Source organism: Spirosoma radiotolerans (genome assembly GCF_000974425.1).
GTDB classification, from domain to species: domain Bacteria; phylum Bacteroidota; class Bacteroidia; order Cytophagales; family Spirosomataceae; genus Spirosoma; species Spirosoma radiotolerans.
In genome coordinates this window covers 6,960,177-6,978,623 of record NZ_CP010429.1, presented here as the reverse complement: position 1 = coordinate 6,978,623, position 18,447 = coordinate 6,960,177, and the positions used below count along the sequence as shown (strand labels likewise).

Genomic DNA, 18,447 nt, shown 5'->3' with positions numbered 1-18,447 from the left:
ATAGACTCTTAGCCCCTTTGTTCACGTTAAAGGAGTTTGCGAAACCGGCCAAATAAACCAAGTTTCCTTTAAAAATTATGAACAACTATACTGAACGGCTTTATTGAATGCAAAAAGAGCCGTTTCCAGCCCTATCCCTCCTACTCAGCTACCGTTCAGAAAAACGTCGATATATTTTCAGGTTGAGACAACGTACCGTAAAGCAATTGATTATTCTATTAACCCCATAAATACCTGCTCTGGAAATTCAGTCGGTAAGGTAACCGTGAAGGTAGTTCCCCTGTTTTCCTGACTCTCCACGTCCAACTGACCACCGTGGCAGTTTACGAATTGGCGGGCAATGACCAGCCCCAGGCCCGTACCCTGGATACCAGCTGTATTACTAGCCCGAAAGAAAGCCTGAAACAACGAAGACTGCTCGCTAGCCGGAATTCCTACGCCCCTATCGATCACCTGAAGCACCAAGCAATTGGTCTTAAAGAAAAGGCGCAAAATGGGGGGCGTATTGATGGAAAACTTAAACGCATTCGACAGCAGATTGGTCAGCACATGACTCATTAGTCTGGCGTCCAGATAGACCTGGCGGGGTGTACCATCAATAAGCAGTTGAACGCTTCGTCCATCAGGGCGTCTACTAAAATGAGTATGAACCAAGCCCTCACAAAGGTCAATGGCATCCACAAAATCAGGAGCAAACGTTACTTTTCCAGCTTCGATCTGGCCGATGGTTAGTACATCAGACAATAGTACACCAAACTGATTAATCTGTTTTTCGATGACACCCAGATGTTTTTCAATGGAGGCCCGGGAACTGGCACGCGGTATATCCAGATACATTTTTATCAGTTCGGCACTGGACTGGATGGTCGTCAGCGGGGTGCGGAACTCGTGCGAGGCCGTAGAGACAAACTGCGACTTAAGGTGGTTCAGCTCCTGCTCCCGCAAGAGCGATTGCTGAAGGACAAACTCCTTTTCTTTCTGACTCGTCACGTCACTGGCAATGCCAATGTGGCGCAGGGCCTCCCCCGCATCATTTCGGATGATAAAGGAGCGAACCAATAGCCAGCGCAACGGCTCGCCTGTTGGCTGTAGCCGATAATATATTTCCCCTTCTACACCAGCCTTATACTGCTCCATAAAGGACAAAACTGTGGGTCGGTCTTCGGGCAGGACATTCTCCATAAAGGCAAGGGGCTCTGTCCGTAATTGCTCAAACGTAGTGTTCCATACGCGCTCGCAAGCTGGGTTGATATAAATCAACTCGAAGGGATCAGCCGAGTGAATCCAGAAAACCTCATCGACGTTTTCGGCAATTTCCCGGAACCGCTGCTCACTCTCCTGAAGCTGCTGTTGAGCCGCCTGCTGCTCTACTTTGGCCTGTAGTAACTGCATGTGAAGCGCCTGATCCTGTAGTTCCTTTTTTTGTTGAAGTACCTGGCTGGTTCGCAACCGTACCTGGTCTTGCAGGGTGGCCTGCTGCGCCTGGAGATGCTTAACCCGCAGGCGATACACCAGATAAAGACTTCCGACCAGTAATAAGGTAACCAAACTTTTGAACCACCAGAGTTGCCAGAAAGGGGGGTGAATGATTATCCGAAAAGTCGTTCCCCGTTTATTCCAGATCCCATCATTATTAGACGCATTCACCCGAAAGGTATAGGTGCCGGGCCCCAGATTCGTGTAAGTTGCTGCCCTAGTATAGCTTTTTGGAGTCCAGTCTTGATCGAATCCCTCCAGTTTATGAACGTACTGATTCTTCTTGGGTATTGAGTAATTTAAAGCCGCAAACTCAAAGCTTAGCGTTGATTGGTCATAGTCGAGGGTAATTTGATTGGATCGAAGCAAAACCGGTTTATTGAAAACACGAAGCTTAGTAATGACCACGGGTGGAATAAATGAGTTATCACGCATACGATCAGGATAAAAGCTCGTCAGACCGTTAATGCCGCCAAAAAATAAGTTACCCAAGTGTCCTTTAAAAACCGACATCCGGTTGAACGCCCCTTTCTGTAGCCCGTCCTCGGCCCCAAAATTCCGGAATAATTTGGTTTTAGAATTGAGCACCGATAGGCCTTTATTAGTGCTTATCCAAAGGTTTCCTCGGGCGTCACTTCGCATACTTTGAATTACTTTATTGGCCAAACCCTGCTTTTCGGTATACGAGACGAAAGATTGAGTCTGGGGCTCAAATCGGTTTAGCCCACCGTAAGTGCCGACCCAAACCTGGTGCTGGGCATCTTCGTAAAGGCTGATTACTAAATTATGGTTTAAACTGCCTGGAACTGCCCGATTGTGACGATAAGAGCGGAACGTGCCGTTGCGGGTATTGAGTACATTCAACCCGTCTCCTTCTGTACCAATCCATAAATTATGATTGTGGTCATAACACAGCGTACTTACATACCCTTGTGTAAGGTGGCCGGAATGAGTTGGATCAGGCCGATAATGAGCAAAAATGCCGTTTTTTTTAGTATAACAACTAAGGCCACCCCCCATGTATCCTAGCCAAATCGTCCCTTTTTGCCCTTCTACAATGGTCGTAACGGATTCATGAATGAGTCCTTTGGCATCATCACGTTGGGTAAAGTTGATGAAGTCACCGGACTTTTTTCGCCATAGGCTCAGCCCCCCTTTGTAACTGCCAATCCAAATATCCCCATCGCTATCCTGGTAGAGGCTCATTATAAAGTTACTGCCCACACTCCTTGGATCGGCGGGAGAATGCTGGTAGTGGACATAACGTTTACTCGATTTAAGCAGGACATTCACCCCGCCCCCATCCGTCCCGATCCATAAGTTGCCCTGATGGTCTTCCAAGACCGCCATCACATTGGGATTAGTAAGGCTGTTTGTCTGATTAAGTTCTTTTTGATAGCGGGTGAATTTGGCCGACTGGTGATCAAACAAGTTAATTCCTCCGCTGTAGGTTCCAATCCACATGTTACCGCTCCGATCCTGGCAAAGGGCATAAATAGAGCCATTATTGAGTCCATCTGGATCATTCTCCTGGTAGGGGTACTGGCTGAAAGACGTCCGGCTTTTATCCAGTACGCTGATGCCTTCGTTTTCGGTACCGATCCATAAATTCCCATGCCTATCTTCCGCTAGTGTATTGACATCATCATCGGCGACCGAACTGGCCACCGCCGAATTGTGCCGAAAATGGGTAAACGACTTTTGATCCCGATTCAACAGGTTTAATCCCCCACCTCGGGTAGCCACCCAAAGCCGCCCCTGAGAATCTTCAAGCAGCTTTTTTATTTGATTATGGCTTATAGACGTTTTATCAGCTAGACGATTTTTATAGTGATGAAATCTACCCGTTACGGGATCAAACCGGTCTAATCCTCCCCCAAAGGTGGCTACCCAAAGTTGCCCCTGACGGTCTACCACTACATCCTGAAGCAGATTATTACTTAAGCTACCCGGGTCATTGACTTGATGTTGGTAACGAATGAACGTCCCGCGGGTAGGGTTAAACTGATTGAGTCCGTTCTCGGTAGCGATCCATAGATTACCCTGGTGATCTTCAGTAATAGCGATGACGTGATTGCTGCTGAGACTTCGGGCATCGGTTTGGGAACTGTTAAACCTAGTAAATCCCCCGGTCTGCTTATCAAACCGGCATAGTCCCCCGTCGTCGGTGCCGACCCACAAATGTCCTCTACTGTCCTCAAAAAGCGACACGACAAAATTATCGCTTAGGCTGTTCGGCTGCAGAGGATCGCTCTGGTACACGGTAAAGGAGTATCCATCATATTTGTTAAGGCCATCCTGGGTTCCAAACCACATAAACCCTTGCTGATCCTGGAGAATACAGGTTACATTACTTTGGGATAATCCCTCCTCGGTAGTTATATGTTTGAAGGGTACTTTACTGGTTTGGGCTTGGGCTGGCTGAGAAAGAAGAGACCAGACCAGGAAGGCAGCCACAAATCGTTTCATATCTTGCTCAACAAAGGCAATGTATATACTAAAATATTGTTGAATTTGCCCCTTTTAGCTAGCCAATTGTTTCTTCACTTTTTGTCCGGGTAAAGGCGCAAGCAGACTAAGCTATAAATGGGTTATCTGTACCGCTGTATCAACTAAAAAGAGAAAGGGATGAATAATGTAAACTTAATTAAAGTTATCTTTATTCACAGGAGGTAACACTAAGTTGGTTGAGAAAAAAGAGTTTATGCAGTAAGTTAAGGGGATGGCTAGTGGCTAATCACTATAGTCAACCAAATTCCCTCAAAAATATTATTTGAGAACGTTTTCTCATCAGAAATACACTTTATACTTGATAAATTGGCTTAAATAGATTTATGTTTTCATTTTTTCATATCTTTAGTACACGAAGTTGCCTCAAACGACCATTATATCACTTCAACTAGCAGTTTAATTTAGAAAGTCAACATAGTTAGCGTTGGGCGCCCGCTTGGTTTAGCTTACCGGCTATTGAAGTTGACCAAAGAATTTCGATAAAAAGGCGGGTAAGCGTCTTTGGTTATCCTTCCAATTAATAATGGTCGTTTCGAATCGGGATTTCTATAAATTTTTCCCAAAGTATGAAACTGTCATTGGCTTTATTGGTGCCTTCTGCAAAGGCATTGGACCTGGAAAACCATAAACGCTCCACCAACCGTATACCCAAAGCATAGACTAGCAAACCCAACTTCCATACCTCAACTGTACATGTCCACCCACCTGTTAATTATTGAAGACGAAGATCAAATACGCCACAATCTAGTTGAACTCTTAACCCTTTCTGGCTATGAGGTGGCTTCCGCTTCGAGTGGCCTAAGTGGACTAGCGTTGGCCAGCCAACGTCCGCCTGATTTGATTTTATGTGATATCATGATGCCCCAGATGGATGGCTATCAGGTGCTCGAAGCGATTCGCCGGAATCCTGGCCTGGCCCACCTTCCCTTCGTCTTTTTGACCGCCAAATCCGACATGGTCGATTTGCGCCGGGGGATGAGTTTGGGAGCGGATGATTACCTGACCAAGCCCTTCATGATCAAAGATTTACTGGCCGCTGTCGAGAGCCGGCTGAAACGTTACCTCCTGACTCCAACCCCACGCCCCCCTATGGGTTATCTATCCACGATCCAGGGGCACGACGAAAAAGGCACAATGATCTTGCTAACGGCCGAGTGCCTATACTTCTATGTGGTCAACCGGCAGTGTTTTGTGCAACATCCGTTGGGCACCTTTCAAATCAATCGAAGCTTAGACACCTTAACTGCTGAACTTGACCCCACGCAGTTTTTTCGGGCTAACCGGCAAGTGCTACTTCATCGGCAAACGGTTCGAAAATACACGTACTGGGATAAAGGCAAGTACTGCCTTTATTTAGATCTCGTCGGTCAGAGCCAGCAAGCCACTCTAACCAGAGCCCGGTTTGGTCAATTTAAGCACTGGTTAGCTGGTTCGTATCCATGATTTGGAAGTAAACGAATGGTATCGTTTACTAGTGGGCATTCTAGTTGTAAATCAGCATAATGTGTGCCTAGCCATCCTGCGCGATATTGTCCGTAATCTTCTGCAATACAATTACATTTATCGGGGCTATAAAGCCTAAACTCTTAACAGAACGCGCTTCTTCGACGAGGTCGATCAATGCACGCTGGACTGTAATTTGTCCTGGATGTTCAATGGTAATCGCGTAATCGTTCGACTCTAGGACAAGTCGAATACAAAACTACCCCGACGTTACCTGGGTATCATCCCTTGCCGTAGACTGAACTTCCGGCTCGGCTGGCAAGCGAATGGTAAATGTGGTCCCCTTATTCTCCTCGCTCTCTACACTTAGCTGGCCTCGGTGCAGTTCAACAAACTGCCGGGCAATCACCAACCCTAATCCTGTGCCCTGGATACCCGCTGTATTACTGGCCCGAAAGAAGGCCTGAAATAGAGTTGATAGCTCCTCCGATGGTATACCAATACCTGTATCCACCACGGCCAGCATCAGGTTACTATGGTTAAATACGACTCGTAAGCAGGGTGAAGTATCGCTGGAAAACTTAAAGGCATTCGACAGCAGATTGACCAGCACATGACTCATCAGTTTATCATCCAAGTAGACCCGTCGGGGTGTCCCCTCTACAAGCAACACAACGCTACGATCATCGAAGAGATGTCCCCTAAAATGAAGGGCTATCAGTTCGTTAATTAGTGCGAGGAGGTCTACCCACCGGGGGGTGAAGGCTATTTTGCCCGCTTCAATTTTTCCAATGGTCAGCAAGTCAGACAGCAGCGTATCAAACTTTTCAATTTCTTTCTGAATCACCGCTACATGATGCTCAATCGATGCGCGGGCCGTGACCGGAGGCAGATTTAGATACATCGTAATGAGGTCAACACTAGACTGAATGGTGGTCAGCGGGGTTCGGAATTCATGGGAGGCCGTCGAGACGAACTGCGATTTGAGCTGATTGAGCTCCTGCTCCCGCTGTAGCGATTCCAACAAGACGAGTTCTTTTTCTTTTTGCCCAGTAATGTCATTGACAATGCCCAGGTGCCGGGTAATCTGTCCCGCCCCATCACGGACGATAAAAGTACGCACTGACAGCCAGCGTATTGATCCGTCAGCTTGCTCGAGCCGGTAGTCCAGTTGTCCTTCCTTGCCCGCCAAATAATCCCCAAAAAGAGCCTGCACCGCCGGTCGGTCTTCGGCCACGATTCCCTCCATAAAGGTGGTCGTATCGTCGTAAATACTCTGAACCGAACGGTTCCAGATTCGTTCATAGGCCGGGTTGATGTAAAGTAAGCGAAAGGGATCAGCCGAGTGAATCCAGAAGACTTCATCAACGTTCTCGGCAATCTCGCGAAACCGCTGTTCGCTTTCACGCAGGGCTTCTTCAGCCAGCTTTCGTTCGGTCACATCCCACATCACCCCGATTGCCCGGACCGGTTTTCCTTGTTGGTTCCGCATAAGGATTCCGTTGGTTTCAGTGTAGCGAATCGCGCCATCGGGCCGAACGATTCGCGTTTGATTCCAAAGCGTATCCTTCTGTGTGTCTGATTGAACGCGATCCAGAAAAGCGGGAAGATCTTTGGGGTGAACCAGGGTCAGATACTTTTGAAAAGACCAGTCGGCCTGGCCAGATTCCAAACCGTGTATTTCCCATAAGCGGTCGTCCCACAGCAAGCAATTCCGTTCATAATCGATTTCCCAAACACCCTGTCCGACGCTTTGGGTGGCTAACTGTAGCCGCTGATTGAGATTCCGTAGCTGAATTTCCGACTCTTGTTGTTGGGTAATGTCGTGGGCCGATCCATATACCACCCCATCGATGCCAATGGCATTCCACTCGATGATGCGGTAGGTGCCATCTTTACAACGCATCTGGTTAATCTGTTTGCGAACCGGTTGCTGGAGGATAGGTTGCAGCAGCTGCTGGTACACGAATTTCTGCTCATCGGGATGAATCAACTGCAAAAACGGAATCGCCCTTAGCTCTGCCGCTGAATAGCCCAGAGCAGTTTGAAAGGCCTTGTTTACTTTAGATATATTGCCCCGGCTATCGGAGATACAGTGCATATCCAAGGCGTTTTCGAAGAAGGTGCTCAGTTCCCGATTCTTCTGGCGAAGTCGCCCCTGAACCGCTTTTAAGGCGGAGATATTGGAGGCAACTCCTAGATAGCCAATGACCACACCGTCTTCATCATGCAAACTAATCGCTGACAAAAGAATGGGAATAGTCGTACCCGTTTTGGTTATGACCACCGATTCCATATTTGAATAATGCTCACCATTCAGCGCTTGCTGCAAGATGTCGGTCGTGCCATTGGCTTGTTTGGTGGGATGGAAAGAAATGACAGGCAATGAATTGGCAACACGGTCAGGTTTCACTTGTACGTACAGCCCCAATAGTTCCTGAACCGAGTAATCCAATAATTTTTCACAGGCCTGATTGGCCGTTTGGATCATACCATCGATACTGGTCGAAATAATAGCTTGACCGTCATGCTTTAAGATTGCATTTTGTAGAACCGACAGTTTATTAATTTGTCTGGAATGCGCCAAAATTTGTTCCTCTAACTGAGCATTCTGATGGTTAAGTAGTGCCTGGTTTTGTTTAAGGGCAGATATATCCATAACGGTGAACAGCACGTTCTCTCCCACCTTCGAGAGTGTAAATTGCCCCCAGTGTGAAAGCCCATCGTGCTGGGCGAGTGCTTGGTACTGCTGGGATATACCCGTTTGAGCAACCTTCACCAGGCGCTCGAAAAGCCCCTCTCGGGTAGTCTGGGGAAACAAGGTTCTCAGCGTCTGAGCCGCCATCTGTGCAATGCTACGCCCGGTTATCGCGGCATTGGCCGGGTTGGTCAAGAGATAAGTGAAATCTGTAATCTGATCCTGTTGCCAAACGGGTCGAAAAAGAGCCAGCGCTACCGGCGTATTAAACACAACCGCATCCAGAAGCTGATTCATCTCATCCAACAGAATAGGTAATCGCCGTTCGGTTTCGGCAAAAAGGCTTTCACTTAGAGAATGGGCGCACTTCGAAAGGAGACTCTGATAAGAAGCGGTAAAAAAGTGAGCGCTCGCATCCATCACCAGCAGGGCGCCCAGCAGTTGATTGTTTGCCAGCAGGGGCAATAGCATGAACGAACGATACCCAAGCTGATAGAGGGAAAGTGCAGTGGCCAGGCCCGGGGTGTGGGCTTCGATTTGCTGATCAATGATTGGCTTGCCGCCCCGCAGGTAGTCCATACTCACGCTAGGAATACAGACAGGCCCATTACTCTCTCCCTTTACTAACTGGTATTGAACCAGGGCTAGCGGATCGTTTGTGGTGAATGTATAATAAATTATTTGCTGGCAAGGCACCTGTCGGGCCACTACTTGCAGCATCGAATCCGTCACCCGTCGGTGTTGCTCTTTCTGAATTTGATCCTGCATCAGGGACAGAAAGGGATCGGACGCTAGCTGAGCCGGAGGAGAGGCATCGTTGGATTGAAGCTCAACCAGATACCCATTCTGAATGGGAGTAATCGTTAGCTTGCCTGACGTTTGGGGTGTGAGTTGGCAGTCCAGCCAGCAGCTGATGCCCTGTTCAAGTGCCGGCCAAAGGCGGGACAGATAAGCCTCTACTTTAGGGACTACCCAGTCAGATAAGTAGGACTCCGGAATGTCCGCCCCGACTGCCCATTGACCGCCCTGGAAGAGCTGTAAGTTAATTAGGCGACCCTGCTCATTACGTATAGGGGTGAAGAAAAATAAGGACCGCTCTTGGGTCGCTTGTTCGGCAAAACCCGTTAATTGGGCTGCCCGCAAAGGAATCTTCATGGTGAATGAGACCAGCTTAACCAGCCTTGACTACTTGTGAGGGGAATTGCCCGCCAGTTCTGCTTAGCTACTGTAGCTTATTCTGGTCAGCCAACATTGTCCAGTCGCTTTAACCCGGGCTAACCCCTGCTAAGCGGCCATTAAAACCTGCTGCCTTCGCTTCCAACCTGTGAAAGTCAACCTATAATCCCGCCTTTACATCAAGGGCAGATACACCCTTAGCTGTGTTTCGCTTCTTGAGAGGCTATCTATTAGTAAAGTGCCATTATTTAACGCCAATAGCTTTTTAACAATGGCCAGGCCCAGCCCAAATCCTTGCTGTTCGTATTGACTCTGCTCAAACTGCCGATATGCTTCGATTTGCTTCATGTCAGCGGTGTTAAAGGGTTGTCCATCGTTTTTGATGGTCAGCGAATACTGGCAGTCATCTTGGCGACCGGTTATGTGGACAGGCTGACTACCAGTCGAAAATTTGCAGGCATTATCGAGTAACTCGTCTATGATACTAATCAGATTATCTTTTGCAATACCGACCTGAGCGCTTTCTACCTCTATTTGATGGGGAACCGTTCGATCCTGTCGGTAACTGATGGAGCCAAGGCGTTCTTCAATCATAGCCGCATTAATTACGGAATGGCCCGTACTGAAAATAGCATAGGCAGTGTCTGAAGGGCTAATGTTCTGTAGTCGGGTCATCAATCGATTATTGTCCAGGGATCGTTTTAGTCGTAAGCAATTAATTTTAATCATGTTCAGCATTGACAAATTCTCGGTCCGGCTAAACTCTCCGTAATAATCCATCAGTAGGCTAGTAAAGCCCAATATGCCCGTGAGGGAGGTATTGTATTCGTGGGTAGAGACGCCTGTAATGGTCCAGAGCTGCTCCTGAATAAGCGTCTGGATGTGCGCTTTACGGTGCGTTTCACGCTGGAGCCGCGCCCAAATGGCGCTTAGCAATGTGTCGATCTTAAAAGGCTTTGTCAAGTAATCATCGGCACCCAAGGCCATTCCTTTTCGGTTGTCAATGGCCTCGGTTTTGGCGGTCAGAAATAAAAAGGGAACCGAACTTAAAATGGGGTTAGACCGAATGACTTCCAGGGTTTGAAAGCCATCCAATCCGGGCATCATCACATCACACAGGATGAGATCCGGGTGTTGCTGCATGGCCAGAGTAATACCTTCCCGGCCGTTTGGAGCTGTTTGTACGCTAAAATTGTTAAGGGTCAACAGTTCGGCCACATTCTGTCGAATAGGCTCCTCATCTTCAATAACTAACAGGTGAGGCTTCATGGATAAACAGTAGGATTTTGGGACTGTGAGGATAATAAAGTTAAGTCAGGACTGGTTTATTTTTAACGGCGTATTTACTCTTCGGGTACTGTTCATCCAGGTTAGGCTACTATCGTACTGCCCTAGCTCCTGTATTAAATCGAAGCGCGGGTTTTGGACTTAATCAGCGTATAGTATGAATATAGTGGGCACCGTGTACAGGGTAAATATATATAAATCGTATATTTAATAAACAATTTATTTACAGTATTCGTAAATCTATTTAATAGCTCATGATTCGCTTATAGAACTTTTACAAGCGGGCAATTTTATAGGATTAACAACTAGATTTCTGGCGTAGAAGAGATTGTTTGTTTATGAACACGGCTGCTGAAGACTAGTCTTGCTGAGGCTAACTTAACTTTCCGATTTTTTTGTTCAATTATTTACCATTGAAGTTTTGAATGAATTTCAAAACGGGTCAAACCCTCCGAATGATTTACGGACATGACAAATCCTTACTGTTACGCTCAATGGCCTGACGCAAAAATTAATAGGTATCATGATCATTGTCAGTCCCTGAAATGGTAGTCTGTCTCTAGTTCATAGCCGATTATATAGATCAATGAGGGAATTCATTGTAAACGATCAACCGGGCCGATGCGACCTGGTTTTGCTCTATCTTTAAAACCACAACGCCCACTTCCTCCCTGACTCCGTCAATTCTAAAAGTGAGAGCCTTATCAAAGATCACATTGACTTTACTAGCAGCTTGTAAAATGAAAGCCGCCACTTTCTCCAGTTAAGACAGCATAGCTATATAGATAAACTTCAATTTAATAGTTGTAGCCTTAAATTCAGACTTGCAAAGCTGCTTTGAACCGCATAGGCTGTTCATCACTTGTATTCGTTTTAAGGCAAAATTTAATTAAGACATATAATTGAAAATCACTAGTTTAACCTAAGTAAACTTCCTGCATTAATCGCAATAAATTTACAAAGGATTAAGACTGGTGTGTGGTACAAACAAAAGTGATTACAATAAAAGGTCGGCGATTTCAGGCTTGGTAAAGCATTGCTCAATTAATCAGAGATCTGACTTATCTAAAGGCTACCTAATATTTTATATATGAAAAGTTTTATCAGCATTCACTCATGGTGATTTATGCCTATTAAATGTTAATATTTTGATTATTCTTAAAAAATCTATATATCTAATATAATATTTTATATTATATATCATCATTACCTTTTTATTTCAAATTTTGACCTTTTATATATATATTATTCTGACAGAGAAATAGTACATTTATCCTCCTGATACGTAGTACGTATTAGACCTAAAAAGTTATCCGATTATTCCTATTAAGATTTCATTGAAGCAAGCTTGCCCGTTCCCCTTGAGCGATTGAGTGCGCTGATAATTACTTAGTACTCATACATAAGTGTGTCTTTCCAACCGTGGCCACGGTTGGAAAGACACACTCCGAATCAAAAAGCAAACGATAACCTTCACTTACCAAGCTACTAACAGACCTTCATTACTCCTTTCCATCCAACTAAACACTTCAGTAAAAATCAATCACTCAACTCGCAAAAAGCATGTTAAGAAAACTGTACCTCACTCAACTACGGCAAATCAGCATCACAAATGGCCTGGCCTTATTTATGGCTATAGCTTCGATAAACCCGACGCTTGCTCATGACAGAGCCATACATCTTACAAACCGACGAAAGGTCAATTTGAACACCAACACAAAAATTCTTTATCCGATTACTGGGCAAGTATTCGACGATACGGGCGCTCCTCTACCCGGCGCAACAATTGTCTTGAAAGGAAGCTCATCGGTTGGTACAACCACCAACGGTGAGGGTCGATTTACACTAAACGTTCCAGAAAATAGCGCGCCTGTCCTGATTATCTCTTCCATTGGCTATGCTACTCAGGAAGTAGCCGTGAATAACCGTACTACATTAGAAATCCGTTTACTGGTCGATGCAAAATCACTAGGCGAAGTGGTTGTAATTGGTTACGGCACACAAAAGAAGGCAGACCTGACCGGATCAGTAGCGGTCATTGATGTTAAAGAACTCAATCAGCAACCAACAGCTCAAATAACCGATCAGTTACAGGGACGCGCTTCGGGCGTTACGGTACAAACATCCGGTCAGCCTGGTCAGGCTCCGCAGGTGCGAATTCGGGGTATCAATACGTTTGGGAATAACACGCCCCTCTATGTAGTGGATGGCGTACCGACGACAACGATTAATGATCTCAATCCGAATGATATCGCTTCGATGCAAGTACTGAAAGATGCCGGTGCGGCTTCCATTTATGGGGCGCGGGCCGCCAACGGTGTAATCATTCTGACGACCAAACGGGGAAGTAAAAATGAAAAAGTAAAAGTCAGTTATGATGCGTACTATGGCACCCAGCGGGTTAAGCAGGGGAACGTGTGGAATACATTGTCCCCGCAGGAGATGGCTAACCTCAAATGGGTAGCCTTAAAAAACACGAATCCCGGCGAACCGATCAATGATGCCCAGTATGGAAGCGGAGCCACGCCTGTACTTCCTAATTATATTGCTCCGGCTGGCGCGCAGACTGTTGATGAAGCTTTGTATACTGTCGATCCGAATTATTCGGACCCCGATGACGTGAATAATTTTTACCGGATTGTTAAAGCTAACAAAGAGGGAACAGACTGGTACCATGCCATTTTTAAACCTGCTCCAATCACTAGCCACAATATTTCAGTAACCGGTGGCAGTGATCGGGGTAATTACCTGTTTTCGCTCAATTATTTCAATCAGCAGGGCACGCTGATTGATACCTATCTCAAACGCTACACGATCCGCTCCAATAGCCAGTATAACGTTAACTCTCACATCCGTCTGGGCGAAAATCTGGCTTATTCGGTTACGGATAATCCGCAGGTTTCGATCAACGACCCAGGCGGCACCATCGGTATGGCGTACCGTGCGCAACCGATTATTCCAGTATATGATATTCGGGGAAACTACGCGGGTGGCTATGGTCCGGGCTTGGGTGATGCGTTCAATCCGGTAGCCATGCAGGCACGAACGCTCAACAATCGGGGCTTGTCCAACCGTCTGTTTGGTAACGTATTCGCCGAGGTCGATTTTTTGAAACACGTTACGGCCCGCACTAGCTTTGGTGGTGAAATAGCGTCGTCCAGCTATCACTCGTTTTCATATCCTCAGTACGAGAACTCGGAAAACTCTAAAACAAATTCGTACAGTGAAAACGCTACCAGCAGCAATAACTGGACCTGGACAAATACGCTTACATACCGCAACACAGTCAAAAATGCCCATAACATAACCGTAGTTGTCGGGACTGAAGCGTACAAAAACCGCTATAGGGAGGTTGGTGGGACTACGTTGGGCTTTTTCTCGTTCGATCCTAACTACGTCAATTTATCCACCGGTTCGGGGACCAAAAACAATTACAGCGATATGAATCAGGATGCCCTGTTTTCTTATCTGGGTCGGTTAGACTATAATTTCAAAGAGCGGTACTTGTTGGGCGTTACGCTCCGGCGTGATGGATCGTCCCGTTTTTTAAATTATCAGTACGGCTGGTTTCCCGCTGTGAGCGCTGGCTGGCGTGTCTCCGAAGAATCTTTTATGAAGGGCATTTCCTGGATTGATGACCTGAAAATTCGGGGTGGGTACGGTATAATGGGTAATCAACTCAACGTAGATCCGGCGAATGCGTTTACGACCTACGCCAGTAGCCGGGTGTCCTCATACTACCCAATCACGGGGTCTAACTCAACCATCACGGAAGGCTTTGAGCGGAGCCGGATCGGAAACCCAGATGCGAAGTGGGAGAAAAACATCAATACCAACATAGGCATTGATGCCTCCTTAGTTAAAGGTAAACTCCAGCTAACCGTCGATTATTACCGTAAAGACATTCGCGATCTGCTTTACAATCCTGAGCGCACCGGCACATCAGGTCAGGGCCAGGTTCCATTTATTAACATTGCCCATATGAAAAACGAAGGGGTCGATTTGTCAGCAACTACTGACATCGATGTAACCCGGGATCTAAAACTGAATGCGACACTAACCTTTACTACGTATAATAATAGAATTCTTAACATTTCAAACAATACCCCTTATTTCGACGAACAATCGCTCAATTTCAACGGCAGCTACGTCATTCGTAATGCTGTCGGCCAACCACTGAGCCAGTTTTTTGGGTATCAAGTAGCCGGATTCTGGAATTCGCAGGAAGAAATCAATACTGCCAATGCCCAGGTTCAGCAAACCGCAGGCGATCCGAATGCCGTGTATCAAACTGATGTAGCGGTGGGTCGTTTCCGCTATGCCGATACCAATGGTGATGGTCGGATTACGGATGATGACCGGACATTTTTGGGCAATCCGAACCCCAAATTCAGTTATGGACTTAACCTAGGGGCTACCTATAAAGGCTTCGATTTCAGCATGTTCCTCTATGGGGTCTCGGGCAATAAAATCTGGAACAATCTGAAGTGGTGGCACGATTTTTCCAGCTCGTTCTACTCAGCCAAAAGCCATACCGCCTTATATGACTCCTGGACACCGGATCACCACGATGCCAAAGCCCCCATCCAGGAAACAGTTGGTTCATTTAGCACGGCCAGTGTACCCAACTCGTATTTTGTGGAGAATGGCGGTTATCTACGAGCTAGAAATGTTCAGCTAGGTTACACACTGCCGGCCAATACGTTGCAGAAATTAGGCGTCGGGCGGCTTCGAGTGTATGTACAGGCAGCCAACCTGTTTACAATTACCAAGTACTCGGGTTTAGATCCAGAATTGACCGGTAATACAACCAGCTTTGGCATTGATACAGGCGCTTATCCAAATCAGCGTCAATACCTGTTCGGAATTAATCTTTCCTTTTAGTCGTCGTTCCAACTCATTAAAAATATATCCATGAAACGGTTCTCATACGTATTCATTATAAAGACAACCTTACTCCTCAGCGTAATCTCATATTCCTGTAAAGACGATTTTTTGAAACAGCCCGCGCTGGGGGCTTTAAGCGATCAAGTTCTAACCGACGCCAAAGGTGTGCAAGCCCTTTTGGTGGCCGCCTATGCAGCCTTGGATGGTCAGGCCAGCGATGCTACTGCTTTTGGTGGTGGTGGTGCCTGGGAAGCCTCGCCCGACAACTGGATTTATGGCAGTCTGGCTGGTGGAGAAGCCCACAAGGGAAGTGATGGATCGGATCAAGCCAGTATTGATCCAATTGCCAAATTCAGTGCAGACGCCAGCAACGGTTTTTTTAACAGCAAATGGAAAGCCGTTTATGAAGGGGTGACACGTGCCAATACGGTATTACGGCTATTAAAAGGCGTTACAAATCTGACAGCTGCCGATCGCACTAACATCGAAGCTCAGGCACGCTTTTTACGGGCGCATTATTACTTCGACCTAAAGAAAATGTTTAATAAAGTCCCCTGGATAGACGAAATGACTACGGATTTAAATCAACCGAACACAGCCGATATCTGGCCTAAAATCGAAGCGGATTTTCAATACGCCTTTACTAACTTACCAGAAGGCCAGTCAGACGTTTCACGGGCGAACAAATGGGCGGCTGGAGCTTATTTAGCGAAAACGTTCCTATATGAGCATAAGTACACAGAAGCTCAAACGATCTTTACCCAGGTCATCAGCCAGGGGAAAACAACAAATGGCCTTGCTTATGGGTTGCTCCCTAAGTTTTTCGATAACTTCAATCCGGCTACTGAAAATGGTCCGGAATCAGTATTTGCTATTCAGAATGTAGCGAACGATGGAACAAATACTATTGCCAATGCCAATCAGGGCGATATGTTAAATTTCCCGTATAATGGGCCATTCAGCTGTTGCGGATTTTACCAACCGACGCAGGATCTGGTTAATTCATTCCGAACCGACGCTAACGGCTTACCCTATCTGGATGACTACAATTTGCATCCGATTAAAAATGATATGGGTCTTACTTCGGCTCAGGCATTTACGCCAGATACGGGACCGGTAGATCCGCGTTTAGATTGGACGGTTGGTCGTCGGGGATTGCCCTATTTGGATTGGGGCCTTCATCCAGGACAGGATTGGGTCCGGGCGCAGAGTTATGGCGGCCCTTATGGTCCCAAAAAGAATATTTACTGGCGAGCCACGCAGGCGCAGTATTCGGATCAGAATAGTTGGGCACCAGGTAGTGCGATTAACACCATGCTGATTCGGTTCTCGGATGTGCTCTTAATGGCAGCTGAAGCTGAAGCACAGATTGGTAATTTCAATAAAGCTCAGGAGTACGTAAATCTGGTACGCAAACGGGCTGCTAATAAGGAGGGCTGGGTGTATAAATACAATAATGACGCCGATCCGCTCGCTGGATTTTCTACGACACCGGCCGCCAATTATTCTGTTGCTCAGTACCCGGCTGGCACTTTTGCCGCGCGGGGCAAAGATTATGCCTTAAAAGCCATTTATCTGGAACGGAAACTCGAGCTGGGTATGGAAGGGCACCGTTTCTTTGATTTGGTTCGATGGGGTACTGCTGAGAAGACACTGAATGCTTTCTTTCAATATGAATCGACCATTACGACTGACATCCGGGGTGGTAAATTTGTGGCGGGCACTAAAGATTATTACCCAATACCACAGCGTCAGATCGATTTAAGTGGTCAGGGAGTACTTACTCAAAATCCGGGCTATTAAATGCCTAACATGAACATAATAGGGTAGTTCGTCATCTGAAATTGTCTGCAAGGTTAGGGAAATTCCAGTTGGTTCGAGTAAAAGTCACCATACCGAGCCACTGGAATTTCATTATTTAGGGTGACGTAGCCTTAGCAGCCAGATCTGTAGATGCTGCCGTTTCAAACAAATCCATTCCAACAATGGGTATACCGACTTGTCTGACGCCAGAATATCACTGGATGCATCGCCTACCTACCAGACTTGTTCCCGACTTAATTTAGGCCATTGAGAAAGTACAGATGCTAGACCTTCCATATTTCGAAGGCCGTCAATCCACCCCGTCTTAATAAACAAAAAATTGAGATTGGGCTTCAAGTAAGGACTTATTAAAAAAGTATGAATTGAAATCGATAAGATAAAATTCCGTTAAATTTGCCTTGAAGCTAATTATATTTTGTCATTAACCGATAAAGTATTTATTATTGCTTTTATAATGCTATAGGTAACCTACTTCTATGGACAATAATCAAAGTGACCTACACCTTATTTACTTAATAAAAGAGGATGATAGTAAAGCTTTGGACAGTCTTTTTCGGAAGTATTATTCCTCACTCTGCCAGTTTGCGGCCCAACTTTCTAAACGGGATGATATCGCTCAGGAAATTGTAGCCGATGTGTTTGTCAGGCTCTGGGAGAAGCGCAAAACGTTGAATCTTCAATACCATGTAAGAAGCTACCTCTACAAGGCGACCCGGTACACGGCTATTAACTACATCCACCATGAGCTGAAGGAATTTGAGGAATTAGATGATAACACCCAGGAAGAGACCTATACCCCCCTGGATGCGTTGATGTTTCAGGAACTGGAGATTTACGTAGCAAGCCGGATTAATCAACTGCCCGAAAAAAGAAGAATTATTTTTCAGTTAAACCGGTTCGAGGGGTTTACCTACAGCGAAATTGCGGATATTCTAAACATTTCGGTGAAGACCGTCGAGAATCAAATGGGGCATGCTCTCAAGCAGCTAAGAGTGCTTTTTAATCGCGTTGAACAATCCATGAATTAAAGCGTAATCCAGACATAACTGTCTTCCCCGATGATCTTCGTGCGATTTCCTCTCGGCACTCTCCTCTAGTTACCAGTCATGTATTCGTTCAGTCAGACCAGGCAGTCAAGAAGCCAC

7 protein-coding genes are annotated in these 18,447 nt (G+C 46.2%); 4 read left to right on the top strand and 3 right to left on the bottom strand.

What is annotated here, in order from left to right; all coding sequences use genetic code 11:
- Positions 1-210: 210 nt before the first annotated feature.
- On the bottom strand, positions 211-3,945 hold the full coding sequence (locus SD10_RS28350) for a two-component regulator propeller domain-containing protein (protein ID WP_052731319.1): 3,735 nt from the start codon (positions 3,943-3,945) through the stop codon (positions 211-213).
- A gap of 735 nt (positions 3,946-4,680) precedes the next feature.
- Here SD10_RS28350 and SD10_RS28345 point away from each other — a divergent pair.
- Entirely contained in the window at positions 4,681-5,430 is a 750-nt protein-coding gene (locus SD10_RS28345; protein WP_046578795.1) for a response regulator, read from the top strand.
- Positions 5,431-5,689: 259 nt separating this feature from the next.
- On the opposite strand, the gene SD10_RS28340 is transcribed toward SD10_RS28345, so the two are convergent.
- Both SD10_RS28340 and SD10_RS28335 read right to left on the bottom strand, forming a co-directional pair.
- Positions 5,690-9,283, bottom strand: a complete 3,594-nt coding sequence (locus SD10_RS28340; protein WP_052731318.1) for a PAS domain S-box protein — start codon at positions 9,281-9,283, stop codon at positions 5,690-5,692.
- A 195-nt stretch (positions 9,284-9,478) separates the two neighbouring features.
- The gene (locus SD10_RS28335; protein ID WP_046578794.1) at positions 9,479-10,573 is read right to left on the bottom strand and encodes a hybrid sensor histidine kinase/response regulator; all 1,095 of its coding nucleotides are present in this window, start codon (positions 10,571-10,573) and stop codon (positions 9,479-9,481) included.
- A 1,581-nt stretch (positions 10,574-12,154) separates the two neighbouring features.
- Between SD10_RS28335 and SD10_RS28330 the strand changes: the two genes are divergently transcribed.
- The 3 genes from SD10_RS28330 to SD10_RS28320 all read left to right on the top strand — a co-directional run bounded on the left by SD10_RS28330 (position 12,155) and on the right by SD10_RS28320 (position 18,330).
- The gene (locus tag SD10_RS28330; protein WP_082111713.1) at positions 12,155-15,475 is read left to right on the top strand and encodes a SusC/RagA family TonB-linked outer membrane protein; all 3,321 of its coding nucleotides are present in this window, start codon (positions 12,155-12,157) and stop codon (positions 15,473-15,475) included.
- A 30-nt stretch (positions 15,476-15,505) separates the two neighbouring features.
- Positions 15,506-17,281 carry a RagB/SusD family nutrient uptake outer membrane protein gene (locus tag SD10_RS28325; RefSeq protein WP_046578793.1) on the top strand — a complete coding sequence of 592 codons (1,776 nt, stop codon included), beginning with the start codon at positions 15,506-15,508 and terminating at the stop codon, positions 17,279-17,281.
- Between the two features lie 497 nt (positions 17,282-17,778).
- The gene (locus tag SD10_RS28320) at positions 17,779-18,330 is read left to right on the top strand and encodes an RNA polymerase sigma-70 factor (protein ID WP_046578792.1); all 552 of its coding nucleotides are present in this window, start codon (positions 17,779-17,781) and stop codon (positions 18,328-18,330) included.
- Positions 18,331-18,447 lie beyond the last annotated feature (117 nt).

Coding starts and splice junctions, on each gene's coding strand:
- SD10_RS28330 (WP_082111713.1), top strand. CDS start 12,155: ATGTTAAGAAAACTGTACCTCACTCAACTACGGCAAATCAGCATCACA.
- SD10_RS28345 (WP_046578795.1), top strand. CDS start 4,681: ATGTCCACCCACCTGTTAATTATTGAAGACGAAGATCAAATACGCCAC.
- SD10_RS28350 (WP_052731319.1), bottom strand. CDS start 3,945: ATGAAACGATTTGTGGCTGCCTTCCTGGTCTGGTCTCTTCTTTCTCAG.
- SD10_RS28335 (WP_046578794.1), bottom strand. CDS start 10,573: ATGAAGCCTCACCTGTTAGTTATTGAAGATGAGGAGCCTATTCGACAG.
- SD10_RS28325 (WP_046578793.1), top strand. CDS start 15,506: ATGAAACGGTTCTCATACGTATTCATTATAAAGACAACCTTACTCCTC.
- SD10_RS28340 (WP_052731318.1), bottom strand. CDS start 9,283: ATGAAGATTCCTTTGCGGGCAGCCCAATTAACGGGTTTTGCCGAACAA.
- SD10_RS28320 (WP_046578792.1), top strand. CDS start 17,779: ATGGACAATAATCAAAGTGACCTACACCTTATTTACTTAATAAAAGAG.